At 41.9% G+C, this 19845-nt stretch carries 18 protein-coding genes; 8 read left to right on the plus strand and 10 right to left on the minus strand.

What is annotated here, in order from left to right; translation table 11 throughout:
• From pssA to PDL71_RS06215, 4 genes are all read left to right on the plus strand, one after another.
• Positions 1-759, plus strand: a complete 759-nt coding sequence (gene pssA, locus PDL71_RS06200; protein WP_407526841.1) for a CDP-diacylglycerol--serine O-phosphatidyltransferase — start codon at positions 1-3, stop codon at positions 757-759.
• A 10-nt stretch (positions 760-769) separates the two neighbouring features.
• Positions 770-1015: a phosphoribosylformylglycinamidine synthase subunit PurS gene (gene purS, locus PDL71_RS06205; protein WP_407526844.1), complete on the plus strand. Its 246-nt coding sequence runs from the start codon at positions 770-772 to the stop codon at positions 1013-1015.
• Positions 1016-1094: 79 nt separating this feature from the next.
• Positions 1095-1763: a 16S rRNA (cytidine(1402)-2'-O)-methyltransferase gene (gene rsmI, locus PDL71_RS06210; RefSeq protein ID WP_407526847.1), complete on the plus strand. Its 669-nt coding sequence runs from the start codon at positions 1095-1097 to the stop codon at positions 1761-1763.
• Between the two features lie 22 nt (positions 1764-1785).
• Positions 1786-2226: a PepSY-like domain-containing protein gene (locus PDL71_RS06215; protein ID WP_407526849.1), complete on the plus strand. Its 441-nt coding sequence runs from the start codon at positions 1786-1788 to the stop codon at positions 2224-2226.
• 1 nt (position 2227) lies between these two features.
• Here the strand turns inward: PDL71_RS06215 and PDL71_RS06220 are convergent, their stop codons facing one another.
• On the minus strand, positions 2228-2911 hold the full coding sequence (locus PDL71_RS06220) for a nitroreductase family protein (protein WP_407526851.1): 684 nt from the start codon (positions 2909-2911) through the stop codon (positions 2228-2230).
• Positions 2912-2957: 46 nt separating this feature from the next.
• Between PDL71_RS06220 and PDL71_RS06225 the strand changes: the two genes are divergently transcribed.
• Positions 2958-4847: a M1 family metallopeptidase gene (locus tag PDL71_RS06225; protein WP_407526854.1), complete on the plus strand. Its 1890-nt coding sequence runs from the start codon at positions 2958-2960 to the stop codon at positions 4845-4847.
• A gap of 473 nt (positions 4848-5320) precedes the next feature.
• Here the strand turns inward: PDL71_RS06225 and PDL71_RS06230 are convergent, their stop codons facing one another.
• The 6 genes from PDL71_RS06230 to PDL71_RS06255 form a co-directional block, all read right to left on the minus strand.
• Positions 5321-6157, minus strand: coding sequence for a hypothetical protein (locus tag PDL71_RS06230; RefSeq protein ID WP_407526856.1), 837 nt, complete (start codon positions 6155-6157; stop codon positions 5321-5323).
• Positions 6158-6293: 136 nt separating this feature from the next.
• Positions 6294-7100, minus strand: coding sequence for a hypothetical protein (locus PDL71_RS06235; RefSeq protein ID WP_407526859.1), 807 nt, complete (start codon positions 7098-7100; stop codon positions 6294-6296).
• Positions 7081-7551, minus strand: coding sequence for a hypothetical protein (locus tag PDL71_RS06240; protein ID WP_407526861.1), 471 nt, complete (start codon positions 7549-7551; stop codon positions 7081-7083). Before PDL71_RS06240 ends, PDL71_RS06235 begins: the two co-directional genes overlap by 20 nt.
• 226 nt (positions 7552-7777) lie before the next feature.
• Entirely contained in the window at positions 7778-8431 is a 654-nt protein-coding gene (locus PDL71_RS06245) for a response regulator (protein ID WP_407526864.1), read from the minus strand.
• 370 nt (positions 8432-8801) lie between these two features.
• A complete protein-coding gene (gene rsmG, locus PDL71_RS06250; RefSeq protein WP_407526867.1) occupies positions 8802-9452 on the minus strand; it encodes a 16S rRNA (guanine(527)-N(7))-methyltransferase RsmG in 651 nt (216 codons plus the stop codon).
• Positions 9449-10567 carry a glycosyltransferase gene (locus PDL71_RS06255; protein WP_407526870.1) on the minus strand — a complete coding sequence of 373 codons (1119 nt, stop codon included), beginning with the start codon at positions 10565-10567 and terminating at the stop codon, positions 9449-9451. Before PDL71_RS06255 ends, rsmG begins: the two co-directional genes overlap by 4 nt.
• Positions 10568-10757: 190 nt before the next feature.
• On the opposite strand from PDL71_RS06255, the gene tgt reads away from it, so the two are divergent.
• From tgt to PDL71_RS06270, 3 genes are all read left to right on the plus strand, one after another.
• On the plus strand, positions 10758-11897 hold the full coding sequence (gene tgt, locus PDL71_RS06260) for a tRNA guanosine(34) transglycosylase Tgt (protein ID WP_407526873.1): 1140 nt from the start codon (positions 10758-10760) through the stop codon (positions 11895-11897).
• 209 nt (positions 11898-12106) lie between these two features.
• Positions 12107-13240: an LptF/LptG family permease gene (locus tag PDL71_RS06265; protein WP_407526876.1), complete on the plus strand. Its 1134-nt coding sequence runs from the start codon at positions 12107-12109 to the stop codon at positions 13238-13240.
• A gap of 461 nt (positions 13241-13701) precedes the next feature.
• Positions 13702-15027: a citrate (Si)-synthase, eukaryotic gene (locus PDL71_RS06270; RefSeq protein WP_407526879.1), complete on the plus strand. Its 1326-nt coding sequence runs from the start codon at positions 13702-13704 to the stop codon at positions 15025-15027.
• Between the two features lie 41 nt (positions 15028-15068).
• Here the strand turns inward: PDL71_RS06270 and PDL71_RS06275 are convergent, their stop codons facing one another.
• The 3 genes from PDL71_RS06275 to glmS all read right to left on the minus strand — a co-directional run bounded on the left by PDL71_RS06275 (position 15069) and on the right by glmS (position 19685).
• On the minus strand, positions 15069-15485 hold the full coding sequence (locus tag PDL71_RS06275; protein WP_407526881.1) for a DUF1801 domain-containing protein: 417 nt from the start codon (positions 15483-15485) through the stop codon (positions 15069-15071).
• Positions 15486-15560: 75 nt separating this feature from the next.
• Positions 15561-17759, minus strand: a complete 2199-nt coding sequence (locus tag PDL71_RS06280) for a DUF4954 family protein (protein ID WP_407526883.1) — start codon at positions 17757-17759, stop codon at positions 15561-15563.
• Between the two features lie 90 nt (positions 17760-17849).
• Positions 17850-19685: a glutamine--fructose-6-phosphate transaminase (isomerizing) gene (gene glmS / locus PDL71_RS06285; RefSeq protein WP_407526886.1), complete on the minus strand. Its 1836-nt coding sequence runs from the start codon at positions 19683-19685 to the stop codon at positions 17850-17852.
• Between the last annotated feature and the right edge of the window lie 160 nt (positions 19686-19845).

Below are 19845 nucleotides of genomic sequence, written 5' to 3' on the forward strand. Positions count from 1 at the left end.
ATGAAACAAGTACCTAATTTATTTACACTACTTAATCTTGTATTTGGCTGTATTGCCATCATACTCATTTTACAACCCGGAGAAAATATTGCTTCGGTACAGGAAGGAACCCTGCTGTTAACACTGCCTGAAAAAATAACCTATGCTTCCTTTTTCATTTTTGCAGCCGGTATCGTTGATTTTCTGGATGGGTTTGTGGCAAGATTGATGAAAGCGTCTTCGGAAATGGGGAAACAACTGGATTCGTTGAGTGATGTAGTAACTTTTGGTGTAGCACCTGCAATGATCATGTATCAATTGCTGCGTATGAGCTATCTCAAAGAAGTATCTGCTTTTGATACATCTGTTCTGTTTTTATTACCTGCACTGCTCATTGCCTGTTGCGCAGCATGGCGCCTGGCGAAATTCAATATTGACGCCCGCCAAAGCACTACGTTCTTTGGAGTGCCTACGCCTATTACGGCAATGGTGGTAGCGTCACTTCCTTTAATCATCTGGTTTAATCAATGGGGACTGGCTGAATTGCTGGTAAACAAATGGGTATTGTACCTGCTTACGCTTGTTTTAAGTGTAATGATGGTGGTGGATGTGCCGATTATGAGTTTAAAGTTTAAAGATTATTCCTTCAAAAACAATCAACCCAAGTTTATACTGGTAGTGGCGGCTGTAGTACTGGCAATAATTTTTCAATGGGCTGCCATTCCCATGATTTACTTGCTCTATGTTGTTTTATCTTTGCTGCTTCGTTCCAAAATCTAATTTCAATTTTATGACATATACAGTTCAGGTGAAAGTAATGCCGCTCAAAGATCTTCTCGATCCACAAGGTAAAGCTGTGATGGGTGGTTTAAGTAATCTTGGTTTAAACGGTGTTAGCGATGTACGCATCGGTAAAAATATTACCATGCAGATTGAAGCAGCCTCAGGTGATGCTGCTAAAGCCATTGCAGAAGAAGCCGCTAAAAAATTACTGGCCAATCCTGTAATGGAGCAGTTTGAAATCAGCGTGAATTAAATACGGATGTAAGAGGTAAGAAGCAGGAGCTAAGACTTGGCCATACTTCATACCTCGTACTTCATACTTCCTTCTTGTCATGCTCTACATCATTCCCACTCCCATTGGCAATTTAAAGGACATCACACTTCGTGCTCTTGAAGTGCTGAAAGAAGTGGATTTGATTTTAGCAGAAGATACCCGCACCACTTCTGTACTGCTGAATCATTACCAGGTAGAGAAACCTATCACCCCAAATCATCAGCACAACGAACATAAAATTCTCCAGCACCTTGTCGATCAGCTGAAAGCAGGTAAGAAAATGGCCCTTCTAACAGATGCAGGTACACCCGGCATCAGCGATCCCGGTTTTTTGCTCATCAGGGAGTGTATTAAAAATGATATTACCGTAGAAACTTTGCCCGGCGCCACCGCTTTTGTTCCGGCATTGGTAAACAGCGGATTGCCCAGCAACCGATTTTGTTTTGAGGGGTTTCTGCCACTCAAAAAAGGAAGACAAACGTTACTCAAGCAACTTGCTGAAGAAGAACGTACCATGATCTTTTACGAATCACCCTTTCGGCTGGTAAAAACATTGCAGGAGTTTATCCAGTATTTTGGCGAAGAACGCTTGTGTTCTGTTGCCCGGGAGCTCACAAAAAAGTTTGAAGAAAATAAACGGGGAACTTTGAAAGAAGTGCATGATTATTTTCTGCAAAAAGCTGTTAAAGGTGAAATTGTGATTGTGGTAGATGGCAAAGCTTCCTGACCTTTACTGTAAATCTACTTAGGTGAAATATATCTTAGTCCTTCTCTTTTCAGCCATTGTGTTTTCAACCCATGCGCAACTCATAAAAGTGCCTGATCTTGTAAAGCAGTCGTTCGACAAACAATATCCTGATGCAAAAGAAGTAGATTGGAAAGGCGGACTGGATTATCACACGGTTTCGTTTAAACTGGCTGATAAAAAATACAAAGCCACTTATACAAAAGATGGCAACTGGAATGCTACAGAAACGGCTGTTGCATTTGATGCATTACCCAAATCAGTTCAGTTGAGCTTTGGCGCTTCTAATTACAAAACATGGACGGTGAAGGATTGTGTTGAAATCAGCAAGCCCAGGGCCGAAGCCAATGAATACAAAATCATCGTTCAGAAATCGGCGATCAATAAAAAAATACTCCTGTTTGATGCCAAAGGAAGATTGTATGAAGAGTTGCGGAGTTTATAACTTAAAACCATACTGAAATTTCTTCCAGTGATTTTCTTTTTAGATCCGGCACCCAGCATTCATCAGCAGCATAGCCTACCGGAATCAGCAGAAATGGTTTTTCGTTTGCCGGACGGTTTAAAATTGTACTTAAAAAATTCATAGGTGAAGGTGTGTGCGTAAGCGCTATCAATCCTGCATTATGAATGGCTGCCAGTAAAAATCCACAGGCAATGCCTACGCTTTCTTTCACATAGTAGTTCTGATGTTTGTGTCCGTTTGCTTCTGTTTCATAACTACGGCTGAACACGATAATTAAATAAGGAGCTGTTTCTAAAAATGGTTTTTGCCAATCAGTACCAATCGGCGCAAGATCTTTCAGCCATTCTTCACTCATCCTGTTATCATAACTTTCTTTTTCTTCTGCTTCTGCTGCTGTTCTTATTTGTTGTTTCAGTGCGGCATCATGCACCACACAAAAAGTCCATGGTTGTTTATGAGCACCGCTGGGAGCAGTGGATGCAGTAAGTAAAATATTATCAATCACTTCACGGGGTACCGGTTTATCTGAAAAATCACGGCAGGTGCGGCGTTTATCCATATTTTCATAAAACACTTTGCTACGTTGTAATAGCTCATCCGTACTGTAACTTTCCTTTGAGTAATGAATAAACGGGTATCCGTTCAGCATTTTCACTTTTTGCATAACGCTGTTTTCCCGAAATTTACCGAATTAAACTATCCACTGTACAATGAAAGTTTTTATTACCGCCTTCTTATTTGTTTCTTCAGCTCTTACTGCCATTGCCCAGCCCAGCCGCTGGCAGCAGCGCATCAAATACACCATGGATGTAAACATGGATGTAATGAGTAACCGCCTCAACGGAACACAAAAAATTGAATACACGAATAATTCGCCGGATACACTGCACCGTATGTTTGTGCATTTGTACTGGAATGCTTTTCAGCCCAACAGTATGATGGATGTACGCAGCCGGGAGCTGGGTAAAAAAATCATCGGCAATAACCGCCAGGATTGGGATGGCCGTGTGCGTGACCGTATCTCCAAACTCAATGATGCAGAAATCGGTTACCAGCGGGTAAAAACATTCAAGGTAAACGGTGTGCTGCAAACAACGGTGGAACATGAAACCATACTGGAAGTAAAACTGTCCAAACCCATTCTGCCCAAACAGAAAGTAATGATTGAAACTGATTTTGAAGCACAGGTACCGGTACAGATCAGGCGAAGCGGAAGAGATGCCGCCAATGGTGTGAAGTTTTCCATGGCGCAGTGGTATCCTAAAGTGTGTGAATATGATTATGAAGGATGGCATCCCACACCGTATGTAGCAAGAGAGTTTTATGGTGTGTGGGGCGATTTTGATGTAAACATTACCATTGATAAAAACTATATCATCGGCGGTACGGGTTATTTAACCAATGCACAGCAGATCGGTTATGGTTATGAAGCGCCGGGCACCAAGGTGGTGCGCCCTGCAGGTGAAAAACTTACCTGGAAGTTTACCGCACCCAATGTGCATGATTTTGTGTGGGCGGCTGATGCGGAGTTCAAACATATTGTAAAGCAGGTAAAGAACGGTCCCACCATTCATGTGCTGTACAATTACAAACCCAATGATGCCAAGAACGATGCCGCCTGGCAAAACGTAGCCGATGCTGCAGAAATCGTTTATCCTTTTATTAAAGAAAACTTTGGTGAGTATCCTTACAAACAATATTCCTTTATACAGGGCGGCGATGGCGGTATGGAATATCCTATGGCTACCTTGCTCAATGGCCCGGGCTTGGGAACAGTGATTCATGAGTGGATGCACACCTGGTACCAGATGCTCATGGGTACCAATGAAAGTTTGTATGCGTGGATGGATGAAGGTTTTACCGAGTTTGCTACAGACAGGGTGGAAGCTTTTTATGCAGAAACGATGGCTAAGAAGAACGGAACCGTGTATAAAGATGAAAACCTTCCTAAGTATCACAGCGGTAACTACGGCGGTTATTTTAGCCTTGTAAAAAGCAGGTTGGAAGAACCGATGACCACGCATGCTGATCAGTTTAATACCAATTATGCTTATTCGGTGGCTTCTTATTCCAAAGGTTGTGTGTTCTTATCACAACTGGGTTATGTGGTGGGTGAGCACACACGCAATAAAATTTTACTGGAGTATTACAAACAATGGCGTTTTAAACATCCCAACGTCAATGATTTTGTGCGGGTGGCAGAAACGGTAAGCGGCATGCAGCTGGACTGGTACCGTGGCTTTTTTGTAAACACCACCAAAACCATTGATTATGCGATTGATAGTTTGTGGGAAGAAGGTGGTAAATCAAAAATCAGTATCAAACGTGTGGGTGAAATGCCCATGCCCATTGACCTGGTGATTACGTTTAAAGACGGCACACAGCAACTGCATTACGTACCCATGTATTTAATGTTTGGCAGCAAAGCTGCTGAGGACAGTATGCAGCGTAAAATATATGCACCGTGGAAATGGACGCATCCCACCTATGTGATTGAGTTTGACAAACGCTTATCTGAGTTAAGTGCTGTTGAAATTGATCCTACACAACGCATGGCCGATGTGGACCGCAGAAATAATAAACTGGAGTTGAAGTGGTAACACCACCCCGGTCTCACCGCAGGTCGGCCCGGGGATTTAAAAATAAAAAACCCGTTTGCAGGTGCAAACGGGTTTTTTATTGGCCGGCATGAGTTGCCAAACAATAAGAGCTATGCATGCAGCATTTTTACAAAAAACTGATTCTTAGCAACGTCTCCCAATAGATTTTGTTGAGAAAATGAACAGAGCTTGATGGGGACGTTGCGTGAAAGTCGTGGATGGATGTTTTAACAGGCAACATGATAAAAGTATATCTATTCTCTTTTGTACGCAACGTCCCCATAAGCTATTTACTAATCTTCAACTTTGAATATTGGGAGACGTTGCTGCGAACGAATTGTATCAGCTTTTGTGCTTGTTTCATCTTGTCTGTAGTTGCAAACTACAGACAGCATTCGGCTATTATTCTTTACTCATCGTTTACTACTGCCAGCCTTAGTTGGTTTGAATGCTACTGATAGCTGGGGCTATACTTAAAAATATAAATATTCTCGTTCAATTATTTCAAAAATATGCTCTTTGCCATAAATCCTTCGTATAGTTTTTACGGTCCAGTTATTTTTTTTGTCGAAGTTTAGATATTCATATTTTGATGAAGAAGATTCTGGCGAATATAATGTTGGAAGAGATACTTCCTCTACTAATTTGTCATTGTTGTATTTATATGTGGTTTTGCTAATTAAATTATTGTACATTTCTATTTCACGCTCAATTAAGTTGTTTTTCGAATCGTACTTTTGTTTGTGTGTTTCAAATACTGCATCGTATTCATAAAATTTCCTTTCTATACAGTTGCCATTGAAATCGTTTGTTAATTTGCTTTTAGAAGAAATACTGCCATCTTTTTTGTATGAAGTCGATTCAATTAAAAACCCTTTTTCATCATATGAATATGTCTCATACTGTAATATTTCATTATCCGATAAAATGTTACGCCATTTTATAAGTCTACCGTTTTCATTATAATCATAAATGTAAGTCTGCTTAGTTTTCTTATTTTGGTCTAATACATTTATTTTCAAAAGTTTATTATTTTTATATTCATAAATTCTTGTTTCATCATCAAACCCGTTAAAGCCCTTTTCAAATTTTTCTATTATATAGCCTTTGGTGTTATATGTTGAAATAGTTAACGACTCCTGTTTCTCTTTTTTTAATTCTCCAAACTTTTCAGTTGCGGAATAGCGTGACTCGGTAATTTTATTTACTTTCCCTTTAATTTTATTTTTGATTAAATCGTTAGAGGACTCTGAGCAGCCGCTAATAATAAACATAAAGACTAAGTAATTGTAGAAAAAAACGTTTTTCATTTGAAAAGTATTTTTTATTATGTTATGTATGCTAATTGATTTCTTTAAAATATTCGTCAAGCTCCGAACTATAGTACAGCAGAATTACCGCAGTTGATTAATCCAATGTTAAGCTCAATAATTAGACATTCTAATGTTAGAGGATAGGCTTTCCTCCATTTAAATTTGGTAAAATGTTTTTCTCCACTTCGAAAATTCCGGTTGGGGAGATATGGACAATGTCCGTCTCTTTATCATACTCAATAATTTTTTTGTCATGCAAGGGTTTTAATATTGCTCTTTTATACATTGAGTAGTCAGAATATTCGACCCATTTATATAAATCTTCTGCAAATTCAAAGTTTTCTGAACTTTGGTATAACAACAAAAGTGTCTTTTGCTTAAAATCTAGTCCCGTTGATAATATTCTTTTCTTTCCAGCAATTTCCCAAATCTCGGGCAATTGTTTGGATGAAAGACTATCTACAATAGCTTGTGCTTCTTCTAATGATAAGCTATGAAAAATTCTTATAATCTCGCAAACTACCCAGTCAGAAATCCGAACTATTGTTTCAATGTCAATTTTGTTTGCTTCAACATCTCCGCCAACATGTCCTATGCCTCTTTTTCCTCTCAATGTGTACAGGAATAAAATCGAACGGGGAATAATTATTCGCAAACTTTCATTTCCAGCAGTTTTGGGAAGATTAATTAGCTTTTGACACTCGTCATTGAAATTTGAGATGTGTGTGCCAAAGGGTATGTGGGTTGAAGTCAACTCGTTCTGGAGAAACCTTAAAATAGTTTCACAAAATTTTCCCGAGCTAAGTCCCGCTGCGTCAAATTCTGAGTTGTAAAGCGCCTTAGAATATCTGGATTTAATTTCCTGATATGTAGAAACTATTTTATCACGAAATTTTTTGTCAACACTTTGAAGAGCTTGGTTAAGCGTTAATATACTCATATTGGTTACTAGTTTCGTTTTTCTCTCTTTTTAACTTTTGGTCACGAACTAATTTCATAAGAATGCCAGATAAATCTGATGCCTTGTAAGTTAGGGCTAAACTAGTATTGCAATGCTTCACAATGTCACCTATTGTTTTCTTTGTTTTGAAATAACCTTCGCTGACCAATTTATCCAGCGTTTGAGATGGGCCTGGCCTTCCCTTTGAAGTACGTGGCTTTTTTTCTCCATTTTCAGCCACTTTCTTTTTCCTTCGCTGTTTCCGTTTTTGGAGAGTATTTTCACTTAACCCTTCATCTTTTTCTTCATTATCTAATGCTTCGTCGGAAATCTTTACACCTTTAAAAAGAAGATCAATGATTTTTAATTGAACATTTTCCGACTTGAATGAGTTGATTACAGTTGACAACTCTTCAAGTTGCTTTCTGACTGTTTCAAAATTTTTTATCATCTGTTTGAATTTAATATTGATGTAGTTTTTACTTTACTTCTAACACGGATTTATATATGTTATTGTACGAAATACTAATTTAAAAAACGTTTTGTAAACTACTAAATCTACATTCAACATTTTGTATTGTTATTACTATAATCCATTTTTCAAAAAATCATTCTTTATCTTTTCTCTCAACAAAAAAAGGCGCTCTTTCAAGCGCCTTGTAATTTGTGTTTAATAGTTAACGGCCAAAGAATTTGTTTACCGCTTCTACACGGTTGTTTACATGCAGCTTCTCGTAAATATGGTACACATGTTTGCGTACGGTTTCGGCACTGATGTTGAGCTCACGGCCAATTTCTTTATAAATTTTTCCTTGTGCCAGCCATTCCAGTATTTCTTTTTCACGGCGGCTCAGTACGGCTACATCATCCGCCTGCTGGCTGGGGGGCAAGGTTTCCTGCACGGGCAAATGTTTAAAGGCATTCACCACTTTCATAGCAATCTGGCTGCTCATGGGAGCGCCGCCTTCTACCAGTTCCTGGATGGCTTCCGTTAATTTGGCGGGAGATGATTTCTTTAAAATATATCCACTGGCACCGGCACGCAGGGCTTCAAAAATCTTTTCCTCTTCTTCATACACAGTACACATGAGGTATAAAATTTCCGGGTGCAGGGGTTTGAGTTCTCTTACAATATCAATACCGCTGGTACTGCCCAGCCCGATATCCATGAGCACCACCTGTGGTTTTACCAATGGAATCTTCAAGAGGGCTTCTTCACCGGTGGCAAAAGAGGCAGTGAGCATGCAATCATCACTCAGTTCAATGATCTGCTCCAGCGCCTGCCGTATGTCTGTTACATCTTCTACAATACAAACCGCAATCTTACTCATAGTACAAATGTGAGAACTTTCAGCACAACCACCAATACCACGAAGCGGGGGGAGGTGGGAAAGTGGAAAATAGAAAGTGGAAAATAGAAGGTGGAAAATGGGAAATGAAAAGAAGTAGGAAGGAAGTAGGAGGTAGGAGGTAGGAGGTAGGAGGTAGGAGGTAGGAGGTAAGAGGTAGGAAGGAGGAAGGAGGAAGGAAGTAGGAAGTAGGAAGTAGGAGGTAAGAAGAGGAAGTACGGAACTGCTATTAACTATGAACCATAGGTCATGAACCATGAATCATCAATGCGCCTGAACATAAAGATTAATTGATATCTCAGAAAGGATAGGTCTGTGATCGGTAGTTCCCCCTTCGGGGGCGGAGGGGGCTTTACTTCCTCACCATCAGCACATATTTCTCTTTAAAAAACTCCTCTTCAAACAGTTGCTCTATTTCCCAAACCAGGGGATGGAGTCCGCTCTGCTGAATTTCTTCGGCAAGATCACCGCCTTTTAAACAGATGAGTCCGCCGTAAAAAGTTTCCTCACCGCAGGTAACGCTTTGTCCCTGTCCTTTGGCTTTAAGAATGGGTTGACTCCACATCCATAAGTCCCGAAGAGGCGCTACGGCACGGCTCACCACATAATCAAACTTGCGGTTTTTAATGTCTTCCGTACGGGTATGCTGGGTGGTAACATTGGTAAGACCGATATGCTGTGCCACGGCTTCCACCACTTTGAGTTTTTTGCCGATACTGTCTGTTAAATGAAACTGTACCTCCGGAAAAAAAATGGCCAGCGGTATGCCGGGGAAACCGCCACCGGTGCCCAGGTCCACAATCTGTGTGCCCGGTTTAAACTGAAATAAAGCGGCAATGGAGAGGGAATGCAGTACGTGTTTTTCATACAGGCTGTCAATATCCTTGCGGGATACAACATTGATTTTCTGATTCCATTCTTCATACACACTGTACAAAGCACTCAACTGTTCTGTTTGCTTTGGTGTAAAATCAGAAAAATAGTTGGTGATTACTTCTATCATTTCCAGTTTGGTTGCGGACGTTTGAATAAAGCAGGTGCAAATAACAGGTAATACAGCCATTGCCAGAGATCCAGCAGCGGGTACATCCAGAACAGATCTCCTTCTCCTAATTTACGCATGGTGCTGAAATAAATAATGCCCTGCAGTAAAAAACGGAAACCAAATACCGCCAGCGCCAGCCACCAGCAATAAAAAATAATACTGGCTATCAACAAGGGATACAGTAAAAAATGACTGAAAGAAAAAAGACCCAGCAAAAATTTATGTTGCCCTTTGTAATACTTGCCCGTAGTGTAATGTCTTGCCTTTTGACTGCGCCAGGTACTCCATTGTGTTTTGGCTTTGCTACAGGTGAAGGCTTCTTTATCAATTACAATAGCAGTGTTGTGTTTGGTAGCTACACGGTTGATGAACAAATCATCATCGCCGCCGGGTAACTGGTTGTGCATGCTGAACCCTTTGTTACGCAGGAAGAGTTCTTTTTTATAAGCCAGGTTGCGGCCCACACCCATGTACGGTATGCCGGCCAGTGCATAAGAAAAATATTGAAGGGCGGTGAAGAAGGTTTCAAAGCGGATGAGTTTGTTAAGCAGTCCCGGTGTTTTTTCATAAGCACCGTAGCCTAACACAATTTCTTTTCCGTTGGCGAAAGCGTCCTGCATATGACGGATCCAGTCAGGAGAATAGGGTTTGCAATCAGCATCCGTTAAAAGCAGCAGTTCATGTTTCGCTTCTTTAATACCGATTGACAAGGGGAATTTTTTTCCTTGTATCAAACGGGCTTCCTGTTTCAGTTCAATGGGTCGTAAATTTTTGAAGGGCCGCTGCAGGTATTCCAGTACATACTTACTGTCGTCGTAAGAATTATCATTCACGGCCACCACTTCAAAAGTGGAACTGTATTGCTGCTGTAATACTTCGGGTAAGTTATCAGCCAGGTTCTGTGCTTCATCACGGGCACAGATGATAACAGATACAGGGTGTTGCTGCAGGGTGTTGTGTGTTGGCTTTTTATACAGGGCCAGCCGCACAAAAAACCACAGGTAGTAAACGGTCTGTACCAGTATCATCAAACAAAAAGCGGCAAAAAGGATTTCGGGCCAGTCAATTCTCATAACAGGCTGCGAAAATATTGTTTTGAAAGGAAACGAACCTTTTATTCATGCTGAAGTTGCCCACGTTCTAAGTAAAAGTGTGGATAGTTTTCAAGAGAGTTGCTTATGATGATTAGCTTCAAAAAGAGTGGGCTGTGGGTTGAAAGTCCCCCTTCAGGGGCGGAGGGGTTTTGTTATCTTTGCCGCCTTTATGCCAGCATTATCTTTTCAATTACATACTACAGATACGCACACCAAAGCAAGAGCAGGAACAGTAACCACAGATCATGGTGTGATTGAAACGCCCATCTTTATGCCGGTGGGTACAGTGGGCAGTGTAAAAGCATTAACAGTACAGCAATTAGAACAGGAGGTAAAAGCACAAATCATCCTTGGCAATACCTATCACCTGTACCTGCGCCCGGGCACCCAAGTGCTGGAGCAGGCAGGCGGCCTGCACCGTTTTAACGGATGGCAGCATCCCATCTTAACGGATAGCGGCGGCTACCAGGTTTTTTCACTGGCAGGCAACCGCAAGATCAAAGAAGAAGGGGTGGTATTTCAAAGTCATATTGACGGCAGCAAGCATTTGTTTACCCCGGAAAATGTGATGGATATTCAAAGAAGTATTGGCGCTGATATTGTAATGGCCTTTGATGAATGTCCGCCTTATCCCAGTGATTATAAATATGCGCACAAGAGTATGGAGTTAACACATCGCTGGCTGGACCGATGCATTCATCATTTTGAGAACATGCCGGACAAATATGGTTATACGCAAAACCTGTTTCCCATTGTACAGGGAGGAACGTATAAAGATTTAAGAACCGCTTCTTCTCAATTCATTGCTTCTAAAAATCTCACCGGTTGTGCTATTGGTGGTTTGAGTGTGGGCGAACCGGAGGAAATGATGTATGAGTTTACGGAATTGTGTTGTGATGAATTGCCCGTACAAAAACCCCGTTACCTCATGGGCGTGGGTACACCCTGGAACCTGCTTGAATGCATTGCCCTGGGTGTAGATATGTTTGATTGTGTAATGCCCACCCGTAACGGTCGGAACGCCATGCTTTTTACCAGCAAGGGCGTGATTAATATTGACAATAAGAAATGGGAAAAAGATTTTTCGCCTATTGATGACGGTATTGATTGCCCGCTCAGTAATTATTACAGCAAGGCCTACCTGCGCCACCTCATAAAAGCCAAAGAAATTACCGGTCTTACGATTGCCAGCACGCATAATCTTGCTTTTTATTTGTGGCTGGTAAAAGAAGCCCGGAAGCGGATTCTTGACGGAAGCTTTGCCGGCTGGAAGAACGAAATGGTGGAGGTGTTGAAGACGAGGTTGTGATTTTGGTCCATGGCCCACAGACGACGGTCCACGGAAGAAAGTCCAGAGAAAATAGTCCACGGTCGACGGTCGACTGACCACGGAAGAGTTTGATTTTTTAAGCGTAAAATTTTTATCAGGCATTATTAATTATTGAAAACGTCTATGGACTGCGATCTGTTATCCTTGGGCCATTATTAACTCCAAATTATAGTAAACGGCTGTGGACTATGGTCCGTCGTCTGTGGACTATTTCCTTACTTTGCACCTTCATGAAAAAACTGGATGCGTACATATTGAAGTTCTTTATGAAGACCTTCTTCTTTTCCCTCTTCCTCTTTGCAGTGATCACCATTGCAGTGGATGCCAGTGAAAAGGCAGAAGATTTTATACGCAGCGGTTTAGGCATCAGTGATATTGCCGGTAAATATTATCTCGGCTTTCTGCCGCACATGATCAGCCTGCTGTTCCCGGTGTTTGTGTTGATTGCGGTTGTGTTTTTTACCTCCCGCCTGGCTGCCCGCAGTGAGGTGGTGGCCATCCTCAGCACAGGTGTGAGCTTGAGAAGATTCCTGTTTCCTTACTGGGTAGGCGGTATTTTCCTGGCATTACTGCTGGGCGTATCCAATCATTTCCTGGTGCCCGTAGCTAATAAAATCCGCACTGATTTTGAAGAGCGCTACATTGATATGGGCGCCATCAACAATCCATCTGCCCAATACATTAACAACCTGCACCTGCGGGTTGATACGTTTACCTATGCCGGTTTCCGCTCTTTTGATACTTCCAGCAAAGTAGGCCAGGGCTTTTTCCTTGAAAAGATCAGGGATAATAAAGTGTACTACAACCTGCGCAGCGAAATGATTACCTGGGATACCGCCAAAAAACAGTGGCGGCTGGAGAATGGTATTGAACGCACCATCAACGGCATGAATGAAACGGTAAAGAAAGTAGATACTACCTATCTCAACATCGGGTACAAACCCATTGATCTTGCCTATGATGATCACCTGAAAGACAAATTACGTACACCCCGCCTGGCCCGTTTTATCAAGCAGGAAGAAATGCGTGGCTCAGAAACAGTGAATGAACTCAAATTTGAACGTTACCGCCGGGATGCCTATGCTATTTCTGTAATTGTAATGACGATGATTGCCGCCATTCTTGCCTCCCGTAAAGTGCGTGGCGGCAGCGGTTTGCACCTGGCGCTGGCTTTTATCATCGGCGTTACGTTTATCGTGTTTGATAAGTTCTCGATGGTATTTTCAACCAAGGGTAATTTTCCCCCGGTGATTGCGGCATGGTTGCCCTGTGTACTGTTTGCCGGGCTGGCTTTTTGGTTGTACAAACGGGCGCCGAAGTAAAGCTCCACCAAACCTCCCCCAAAGGAAGGCTATCCAAACACAGCCCACACTTTTCAAAAAGAATTCAAAATATCTTAATCGTTGATATGAGATGATGAACGATTTAAAAACTGTTTATGGTGTCAGGACGTCGCAGACGTCAGACACCTGCGAGGGGTTCTTAAAGATTGCCTGTTGATGAAAGAATATAGTTGAGGTAAAACATCCCTTGCTGCATTTTGTACGAACCGCCGGGTTAAGCCTCATTGAAAAACCGAACGTACAAGAGTGCGACGCAAAAACGCTCCCTCGCAAGCACCTATGCCGGTAACATCATCCTTATTCTTATAAAAATGTGAAAGCGAAGCTCATTGCAAAAACTATTCAACTTTTCCGCTCCACTCTTGTTACTGCTACAGTTGATTGTTTTACCTTTGACACTAACGAATTGCAAACCATTTATACATTTCTAATTATCAATTATGGGCATTATTAAAGACCGGTTTAAGGCGAAAGCAGATGCGGCTAACGCAGAAATCAAGCAGATTATAAAAGAGCATGGTAACAAAGTAATAGGTGAAGTAACACTTTCCCAGATTTACCAGGGTATGCGTGGTATGACGGGTTTGGTAACTGAAACCAGTTTGCTGGATGCACAGGAAGGAATCCGTTTCCGTGGCTATTCCATTCCGGAATTGCAGCAGCAACTTCCTAAAGCACCGAAGGGTGAACAACCTTTACCTGAAGGTTTGTTTTACCTGATGTTGATTGGTGAACTGCCAGACGCCGAAATGAGCAACCGTGTTACTGATATCTGGCAACGCCGCAGTCATGTGCCCAATCATGTGTTTGCTGCTATTGATGCATTGCCCATCAATACACATCCGATGACCATGTTTGTAGTGGGTGTGATGGCCCTGCAAACAGAAAGTTATTTTGCCAAAGCGTATGGAGAAGGGATCAATAAAAAAGATTACTGGGAGCCCATCTTTGATGATGCCATGATCCTGATTGCCCGTTTGCCACGTATTGCTGCATATATCTACCGCAGAAAGTATAAGAATAACGAACACATTCATCCCAATGGTTTATTAGACTGGGCCGGTAACCTGGCACATATGCTGGGTTATGATGATCATGGTTTTATGGAATTGATGCGTTTGTACATGACTATTCATGCCGATCATGAAGGTGGTAATGTGAGCGCTCATACTACACACTTAGTAGGCAGTGCCTTGAGTGATCCTTATTTAGCTTATGCTGCGGGTATGAATGGTTTGGCCGGTCCTTTACATGGTTTGGCGAACCAGGAAGTGATCAAGTGGATTTTTGAAATGCAGGAAGAGTTGAATACCGATGCGCCTACTAAAGAGCAGATTGCAGAGTATGTAAAGAAAACGTTGAGTGAAGGAAAGGTGGTGCCGGGTTATGGTCATGCCGTATTACGCAAAACAGATCCACGTTTTACCGCACAGATGGAGTTTGGTAAACTGCACATGCCTGAAGATAAACTGGTGAATACGGTTTGGAATATTTATGAAGTAGTGCCGCCTATTCTGCAAAGTCTTGGTAAAATCAAAAACCCATGGCCGAATGTAGATGCACACAGCGGCGCTTTACTGGTTCATTACGGATTGAAAGAGTATGAATATTACACTGTGTTGTTTGCCGTGAGCCGTGCACTGGGTGTAATGGCGAGTTTGATTTGGGACAGAGCATTGGGTCTGCCTTTGGAACGTCCGAAATCCGTGACAACAGAACTGGTGAAATTGTGGATTGAAGGAAAAGATAATATCTGGGGCGAATAAAGAGACAACACCTTTTCAAAAGGTGTCGCCTCTTTATTCAATCAAAGCCGTTTCTTTTTGGAAGCGGCTTTTTTATTTTTGGTCTTTACCATGGGCAGCTTCATTTGTTTTGCTTCTACTTGCCAATGGGATGCAGCCAGCAACAGTTGCTCCAGTTGAAAAGTTTGTATTTCTTTTTTGGAAGTGATGATGATGGAAGCCACCATCACCCGGTCTCTCAAATCCAGTTGCGGCCATGCAAACACGAGGTCCTTTCCCCTGCAGAATCCTACATCAATGCCTTCTTCCACTTCATTGAGATAGCAGAACATACCGAAGTAATGATAAAACGGAATTTTGAAACTGAGTTTTTCTTCCACATCCGGAACGGTGGTGAGAATTAATTCACGGATGGCTTCTGCAATTTCCCGTTTGGTTTCGGGCAGGGATTCTATATAGGCATCTACAAGGCGGTTCATAATCAACACTGAGTTAATGAGGTGCAGAGGTGCACAGAGTTTCTCAATGTACTCCGTTTCTCTTTTCCTCCGTGTTTAAGAGTTTTTCAAAAGCCTGGTTATAAATTTCTTTGTTTCTTTCAACTCCTGCTGTTGTTGTAAGATAAAACTGTTTTCGGCTAAAGATCCTGTTACTTCTTCCTGCTCCTCCGGGTTTTCATACACCATGCTGCGGAAGGGATTGCTGTAATCCTTTGCCCTGCTGTTGTAAATACCTTTCACCATCCATTCTTTGGTGTGCAAGTATTGCGTAAGAAGCGTCGTAATCGTTTCTTTTGAAAGTTGTTTGATGTTTAGCAGTTCACCATAAGCAGCCAGTGCATGTTGCAGTTTTTGCGAAGGATACAATGCTGATTGCTGTTCATAAAATGCATGTACTGCATCCCAGCCTTTTATTTTTCCTGCTACAATTTTTTGTTGTAACAAAGTAAATGCAGCAGCTTCCATCAACTGTCCGCCCACATTGGTCCATGCTTTACGTTTGCCGGGTTTGGGTAGTTGTTTGATGCATGTTGCAAGTGATAAGTTATTGGCTTTGATGAAGTGCATCAACTCTTCTGCTGCATAATAACCAATCAGCTCAAGGAACACACCGTAGCTTTGTCTTACTTTCAGTAAAACGGTTTTGCGTTTGGTATTTTCAAAACCATCCGCAATAATTTCTAATGCATCAATGTTTTTGTCATCAGCAGTTAATAATGCTTTTCCTTTTTTGATGTATTGTGCATCAGAATAATCTTTCGCCGGTTGCTCTTTTTGCAAGGCAGCTTTACCAGTGTACAATTCCAATAGACGAAGTGATTCAAAAATTTCATTCACCGTATCCGGTGCCAAATAGCTGTATTCTAAATGCTGGGTTTTGTCTGTTCTTTTATCCCTGTCCACATATTTCCAGGCGTTGCGTGCCAGTGCGTACATATTGTACAAAAACCAATAGGCCGGCATCACCTGTAATTGATTTTTCGTTTCGTCATTACTTACAAGTGCAAACGGAATAGGAATGTTCAGTTCAGCCGGGTAATCGCCCTTGGCTAATAACGTGTAAGAAGCAAACTTACTGTTGTGTTTGATGCTTACGCAGAGTGCGGGCCAGAAACCTCTGCCTGCAATCAACTCGCCATCTGCGCTGCGGCTGTTATGATTGCTGCCGAGTGTAGCGCCTGCTGCAATATTACTCTGCCCCATCACAGTTGCAGCACATAAGAATGAGTTGTTGTGATGTTGTTCATGTGCAGGAAAGATGAGTGAGTTCAATACTTCGCAACAGGAGATGGTAGCGTTGTTGCCAAGGTAAGAGTTGATGAGCCTTGCACCATACTTCAACTGTGAGTGAGAAGACAGGTAAAAACGAACTGCTTTTACACCGTAGAAAACACGACAACCTTCTCCAATGATTCCATTCACCAACTCACATCCTTCGCCCACCTGTGAACTTGATTTTTCACTGGAGTTGATGGTAACATTTTTGATTTTATTGGCACCTTTAATGTAAGCATGCGGACCAATCCACACATCTTTTATGATGCGGCAACTTTTGATCACGGTACGGTCGCCCACTTTTCCATAATAGCCACGCAGTTTATCAAACTTCTGCTCGGTGAATTCTAAAAATTTTTGTTGCAGTGCTTTGTTGTCACGGTTGCGGCTCCACATCCATGCATCACCCGGCAGCATTCCGTTGAACGGAACAATTTTTCTGCCGGCATTTTCATTGCATACTTCCAGCCAGATGCGGATTTTTTCTTCCTCGCCCTGTTTCAATACACCGTTACCAAACTTGGCATAGTTGGTGGTAGCCATTTCATGCACATTGGTGATGATGCATTCATTGCCGATGATATAATGGCTGAGGTAATGCACACTGTCAATAGAAACATTGTCGCCGAAATCACAGCTGATAATGGTGCTGTTGTACAAACCTACCCGCAGCTTCACCGCATGAAATTCCAGGAAATAAGGTTCCAGTTTGCCGATGCGAACCCAGCCATAGAATTTACAGTTCTGAATTAAATCGGCATTGAACACATCCGTTACTTCAATCATTTCCCAGTTGTCACTTGTATTATTGTTACGGATAAGTGCGTCTATTTCATGATGGGTGAGTTTGCGGTACGTAATGCCGTTGCGGTTTTGTTTACGGCGCAGGTAATACTCATCTTCACCCGCAGGGATGTATTGCTCCGGAAAAAACTTATAGCCGATTTCACTCAGCGGCTTTTTTATAATTGGGTTCATGAAGAATTATTTGTTGTTTTTTGTTTGTTGTTTGACAATTTTAAAACAGCTCGCACTGGTAAATCACAAATCACAAACAACAAACAATATCTATTCCACCGTTACACTCTTGGCTAAATTTCTCGGTTTATCCACATCGTAGCCTTTTGCTATACCTACATAGTAAGATAGTAATTGTAATGGAATCACGCTCAGCATGGGCGCTACAATTTCATCAGCAGGCGGCACAGCAAATACATCATTGCTCAGGCTTGTGCTTAATTCATCGCCTTCGGTAATAATGGAAATCACTCTTCCTTTCCTTGCTTTTATCTCCTGCATATTGCTCACCACTTTTTCATGATAAGAATCTTTAGTAGCAACAAAGATCACCGGTAATGTTTCGGTTACCAATGCAATGGGCCCGTGCTTCATTTCTGCGGCGGGGTAACCTTCTGCATGGATGTAAGAAATTTCTTTCAGCTTCAACGCACCTTCCAGTGCCACCGGAAAATTATAGCCTCGGCCCAAAAACAGTGCATCCGTTGAATCTTTATATTTGTCAGCAATTGCTTTTACTTCTTCAGCATTTTTTAAAATAGCATCTACTTTCTCCGGTACATCATGTAAGTCCTGCAATAATTGCAGGTAGCGTTCTTCACTGATGGTTCCTTTGTTGTGAGCAATCTTTAATGCAATCATAGTGAGCACTGCCAGCTGACCTGTAAAGGCTTTGGTACTGGCTACACCAATCTCAGGTCCGGAGTGTGTGTAAGCGCCGGTGTGGCTTGCACGTGCAATAGAAGAACCAACTGCATTCACTACACCGAAAATGATAGCACCCTGTTCTTTTGCTTTTTCAATGGCGACCAATGTATCAGCCGTTTCACCACTTTGCGAAATGGCAATGATGACATCCCCTTTATTCACTACAGGATTTCTGTAACGGAATTCAGAAGCATATTCTACTTCCACCGGTATTCGACACAATTCTTCAATGATGTATTCCGCTACTAAACCGGCATGCCAGCTGGTACCGCAGGCGATGATGATGATGCGGTGAGCATTTTTCAACTGCTCCATATAATTTTCAACACCTGCCATGGTAATCGTTCCCTTTGCTACATCCAGTCTTCCACGCAAACAATCATAGATGGTTTTAGGCTGTTCAAAAATTTCTTTGATCATGAAATGGTCGTAGCCGCCCTTTTCAATAGCTGCCAGTTCCATATCCAGCTTGGTAACGTAAGGAGTAATTTTTTCGTTGCCCAGGTTTTTTAAAATCAATTCATCCGGACGAACAATGGCAAGCTCATAGTCATTTACATACACCACTTCTTTTGTGTATTCAATGATGGGGCTTGCATCGCTGGCGAGGAAATGTTCACCTTTGCCAATACCAATTACCAACGGACTTCCTTTGCGTGCTGCAATAATGGTGTGAGGGTCTTCTTTATCAATCAACAAAATGCAATACGCACCTACTACACGTTTCAATGCTACACGTACTGCTTCTTCCAGACTGCAATCATTGTGTTGCTGAATATCATCAATAAAGTTCAACAGCACTTCTGTATCCGTATCACTCTTAAAACTATAACCTTTATTCTCCAGTTCTTTTTTAATGAGTGCGTAGTTTTCAATAATACCGTTGTGGATCATCGCTAATCTGCCGCTGGCACTTTCATGCGGGTGGGCGTTACGGTCGCTGGGTTCTCCGTGTGTTGCCCAGCGTGTATGCCCGATGCCGATATTTGCTTTTACATCAGCGCCAATCAGGCTTTCTTCCAACTCCGCCACCTTGCCTTTCTTTTTATAAACTTTGAGACCATGATTGAGCAGGGCTACACCGCTGCTGTCATAACCACGGTATTCCAGGCGTTTTAAACCTTTTAAAACAATCGGGTAAGCTTCTCTTGGACCGGTATAACCAACAATTCCGCACATAGTTGTTCTGTAGTTTTAAGACCGACAAAAATAAGTGGATGATGAATAGAGGAGAAAAGCAATTTTTTTAAAAAGTCTTGTCTGGCAAATGATGAGTTTTTGGAGCTTTCTTTAATTGTACAAGGGGCAGCTATTATCGGACTTTTCATTACAATACCGC

It is taken from the genome of Lacibacter sp. MH-610, assembly GCF_045780045.1.
GTDB lineage: Bacteria > Bacteroidota > Bacteroidia > Chitinophagales > Chitinophagaceae > Lacibacter.

Coding starts and splice junctions, on each gene's coding strand:
- PDL71_RS06265 (WP_407526876.1), top strand. CDS start 12,107: ATGGTCCGTCGTCTGTGGACTATTTCCTTACTTTGCACCTTCATGAAA.
- PDL71_RS06240 (WP_407526861.1), bottom strand. CDS start 7,551: ATGATAAAAAATTTTGAAACAGTCAGAAAGCAACTTGAAGAGTTGTCA.
- PDL71_RS06245 (WP_407526864.1), bottom strand. CDS start 8,431: ATGAGTAAGATTGCGGTTTGTATTGTAGAAGATGTAACAGACATACGG.
- PDL71_RS06235 (WP_407526859.1), bottom strand. CDS start 7,100: ATGAGTATATTAACGCTTAACCAAGCTCTTCAAAGTGTTGACAAAAAA.
- PDL71_RS06280 (WP_407526883.1), bottom strand. CDS start 17,759: ATGAACCCAATTATAAAAAAGCCGCTGAGTGAAATCGGCTATAAGTTT.
- PDL71_RS06230 (WP_407526856.1), bottom strand. CDS start 6,157: ATGAAAAACGTTTTTTTCTACAATTACTTAGTCTTTATGTTTATTATT.
- purS (WP_407526844.1), top strand. CDS start 770: ATGACATATACAGTTCAGGTGAAAGTAATGCCGCTCAAAGATCTTCTC.
- tgt (WP_407526873.1), top strand. CDS start 10,758: ATGCCAGCATTATCTTTTCAATTACATACTACAGATACGCACACCAAA.
- pssA (WP_407526841.1), top strand. CDS start 1: ATGAAACAAGTACCTAATTTATTTACACTACTTAATCTTGTATTTGGC.
- PDL71_RS06220 (WP_407526851.1), bottom strand. CDS start 2,911: ATGCAAAAAGTGAAAATGCTGAACGGATACCCGTTTATTCATTACTCA.
- rsmG (WP_407526867.1), bottom strand. CDS start 9,452: ATGATAGAAGTAATCACCAACTATTTTTCTGATTTTACACCAAAGCAA.
- PDL71_RS06255 (WP_407526870.1), bottom strand. CDS start 10,567: ATGAGAATTGACTGGCCCGAAATCCTTTTTGCCGCTTTTTGTTTGATG.
- PDL71_RS06275 (WP_407526881.1), bottom strand. CDS start 15,485: ATGAACCGCCTTGTAGATGCCTATATAGAATCCCTGCCCGAAACCAAA.
- PDL71_RS06225 (WP_407526854.1), top strand. CDS start 2,958: ATGAAAGTTTTTATTACCGCCTTCTTATTTGTTTCTTCAGCTCTTACT.
- glmS (WP_407526886.1), bottom strand. CDS start 19,685: ATGTGCGGAATTGTTGGTTATACCGGTCCAAGAGAAGCTTACCCGATT.
- rsmI (WP_407526847.1), top strand. CDS start 1,095: ATGCTCTACATCATTCCCACTCCCATTGGCAATTTAAAGGACATCACA.
- PDL71_RS06270 (WP_407526879.1), top strand. CDS start 13,702: ATGGGCATTATTAAAGACCGGTTTAAGGCGAAAGCAGATGCGGCTAAC.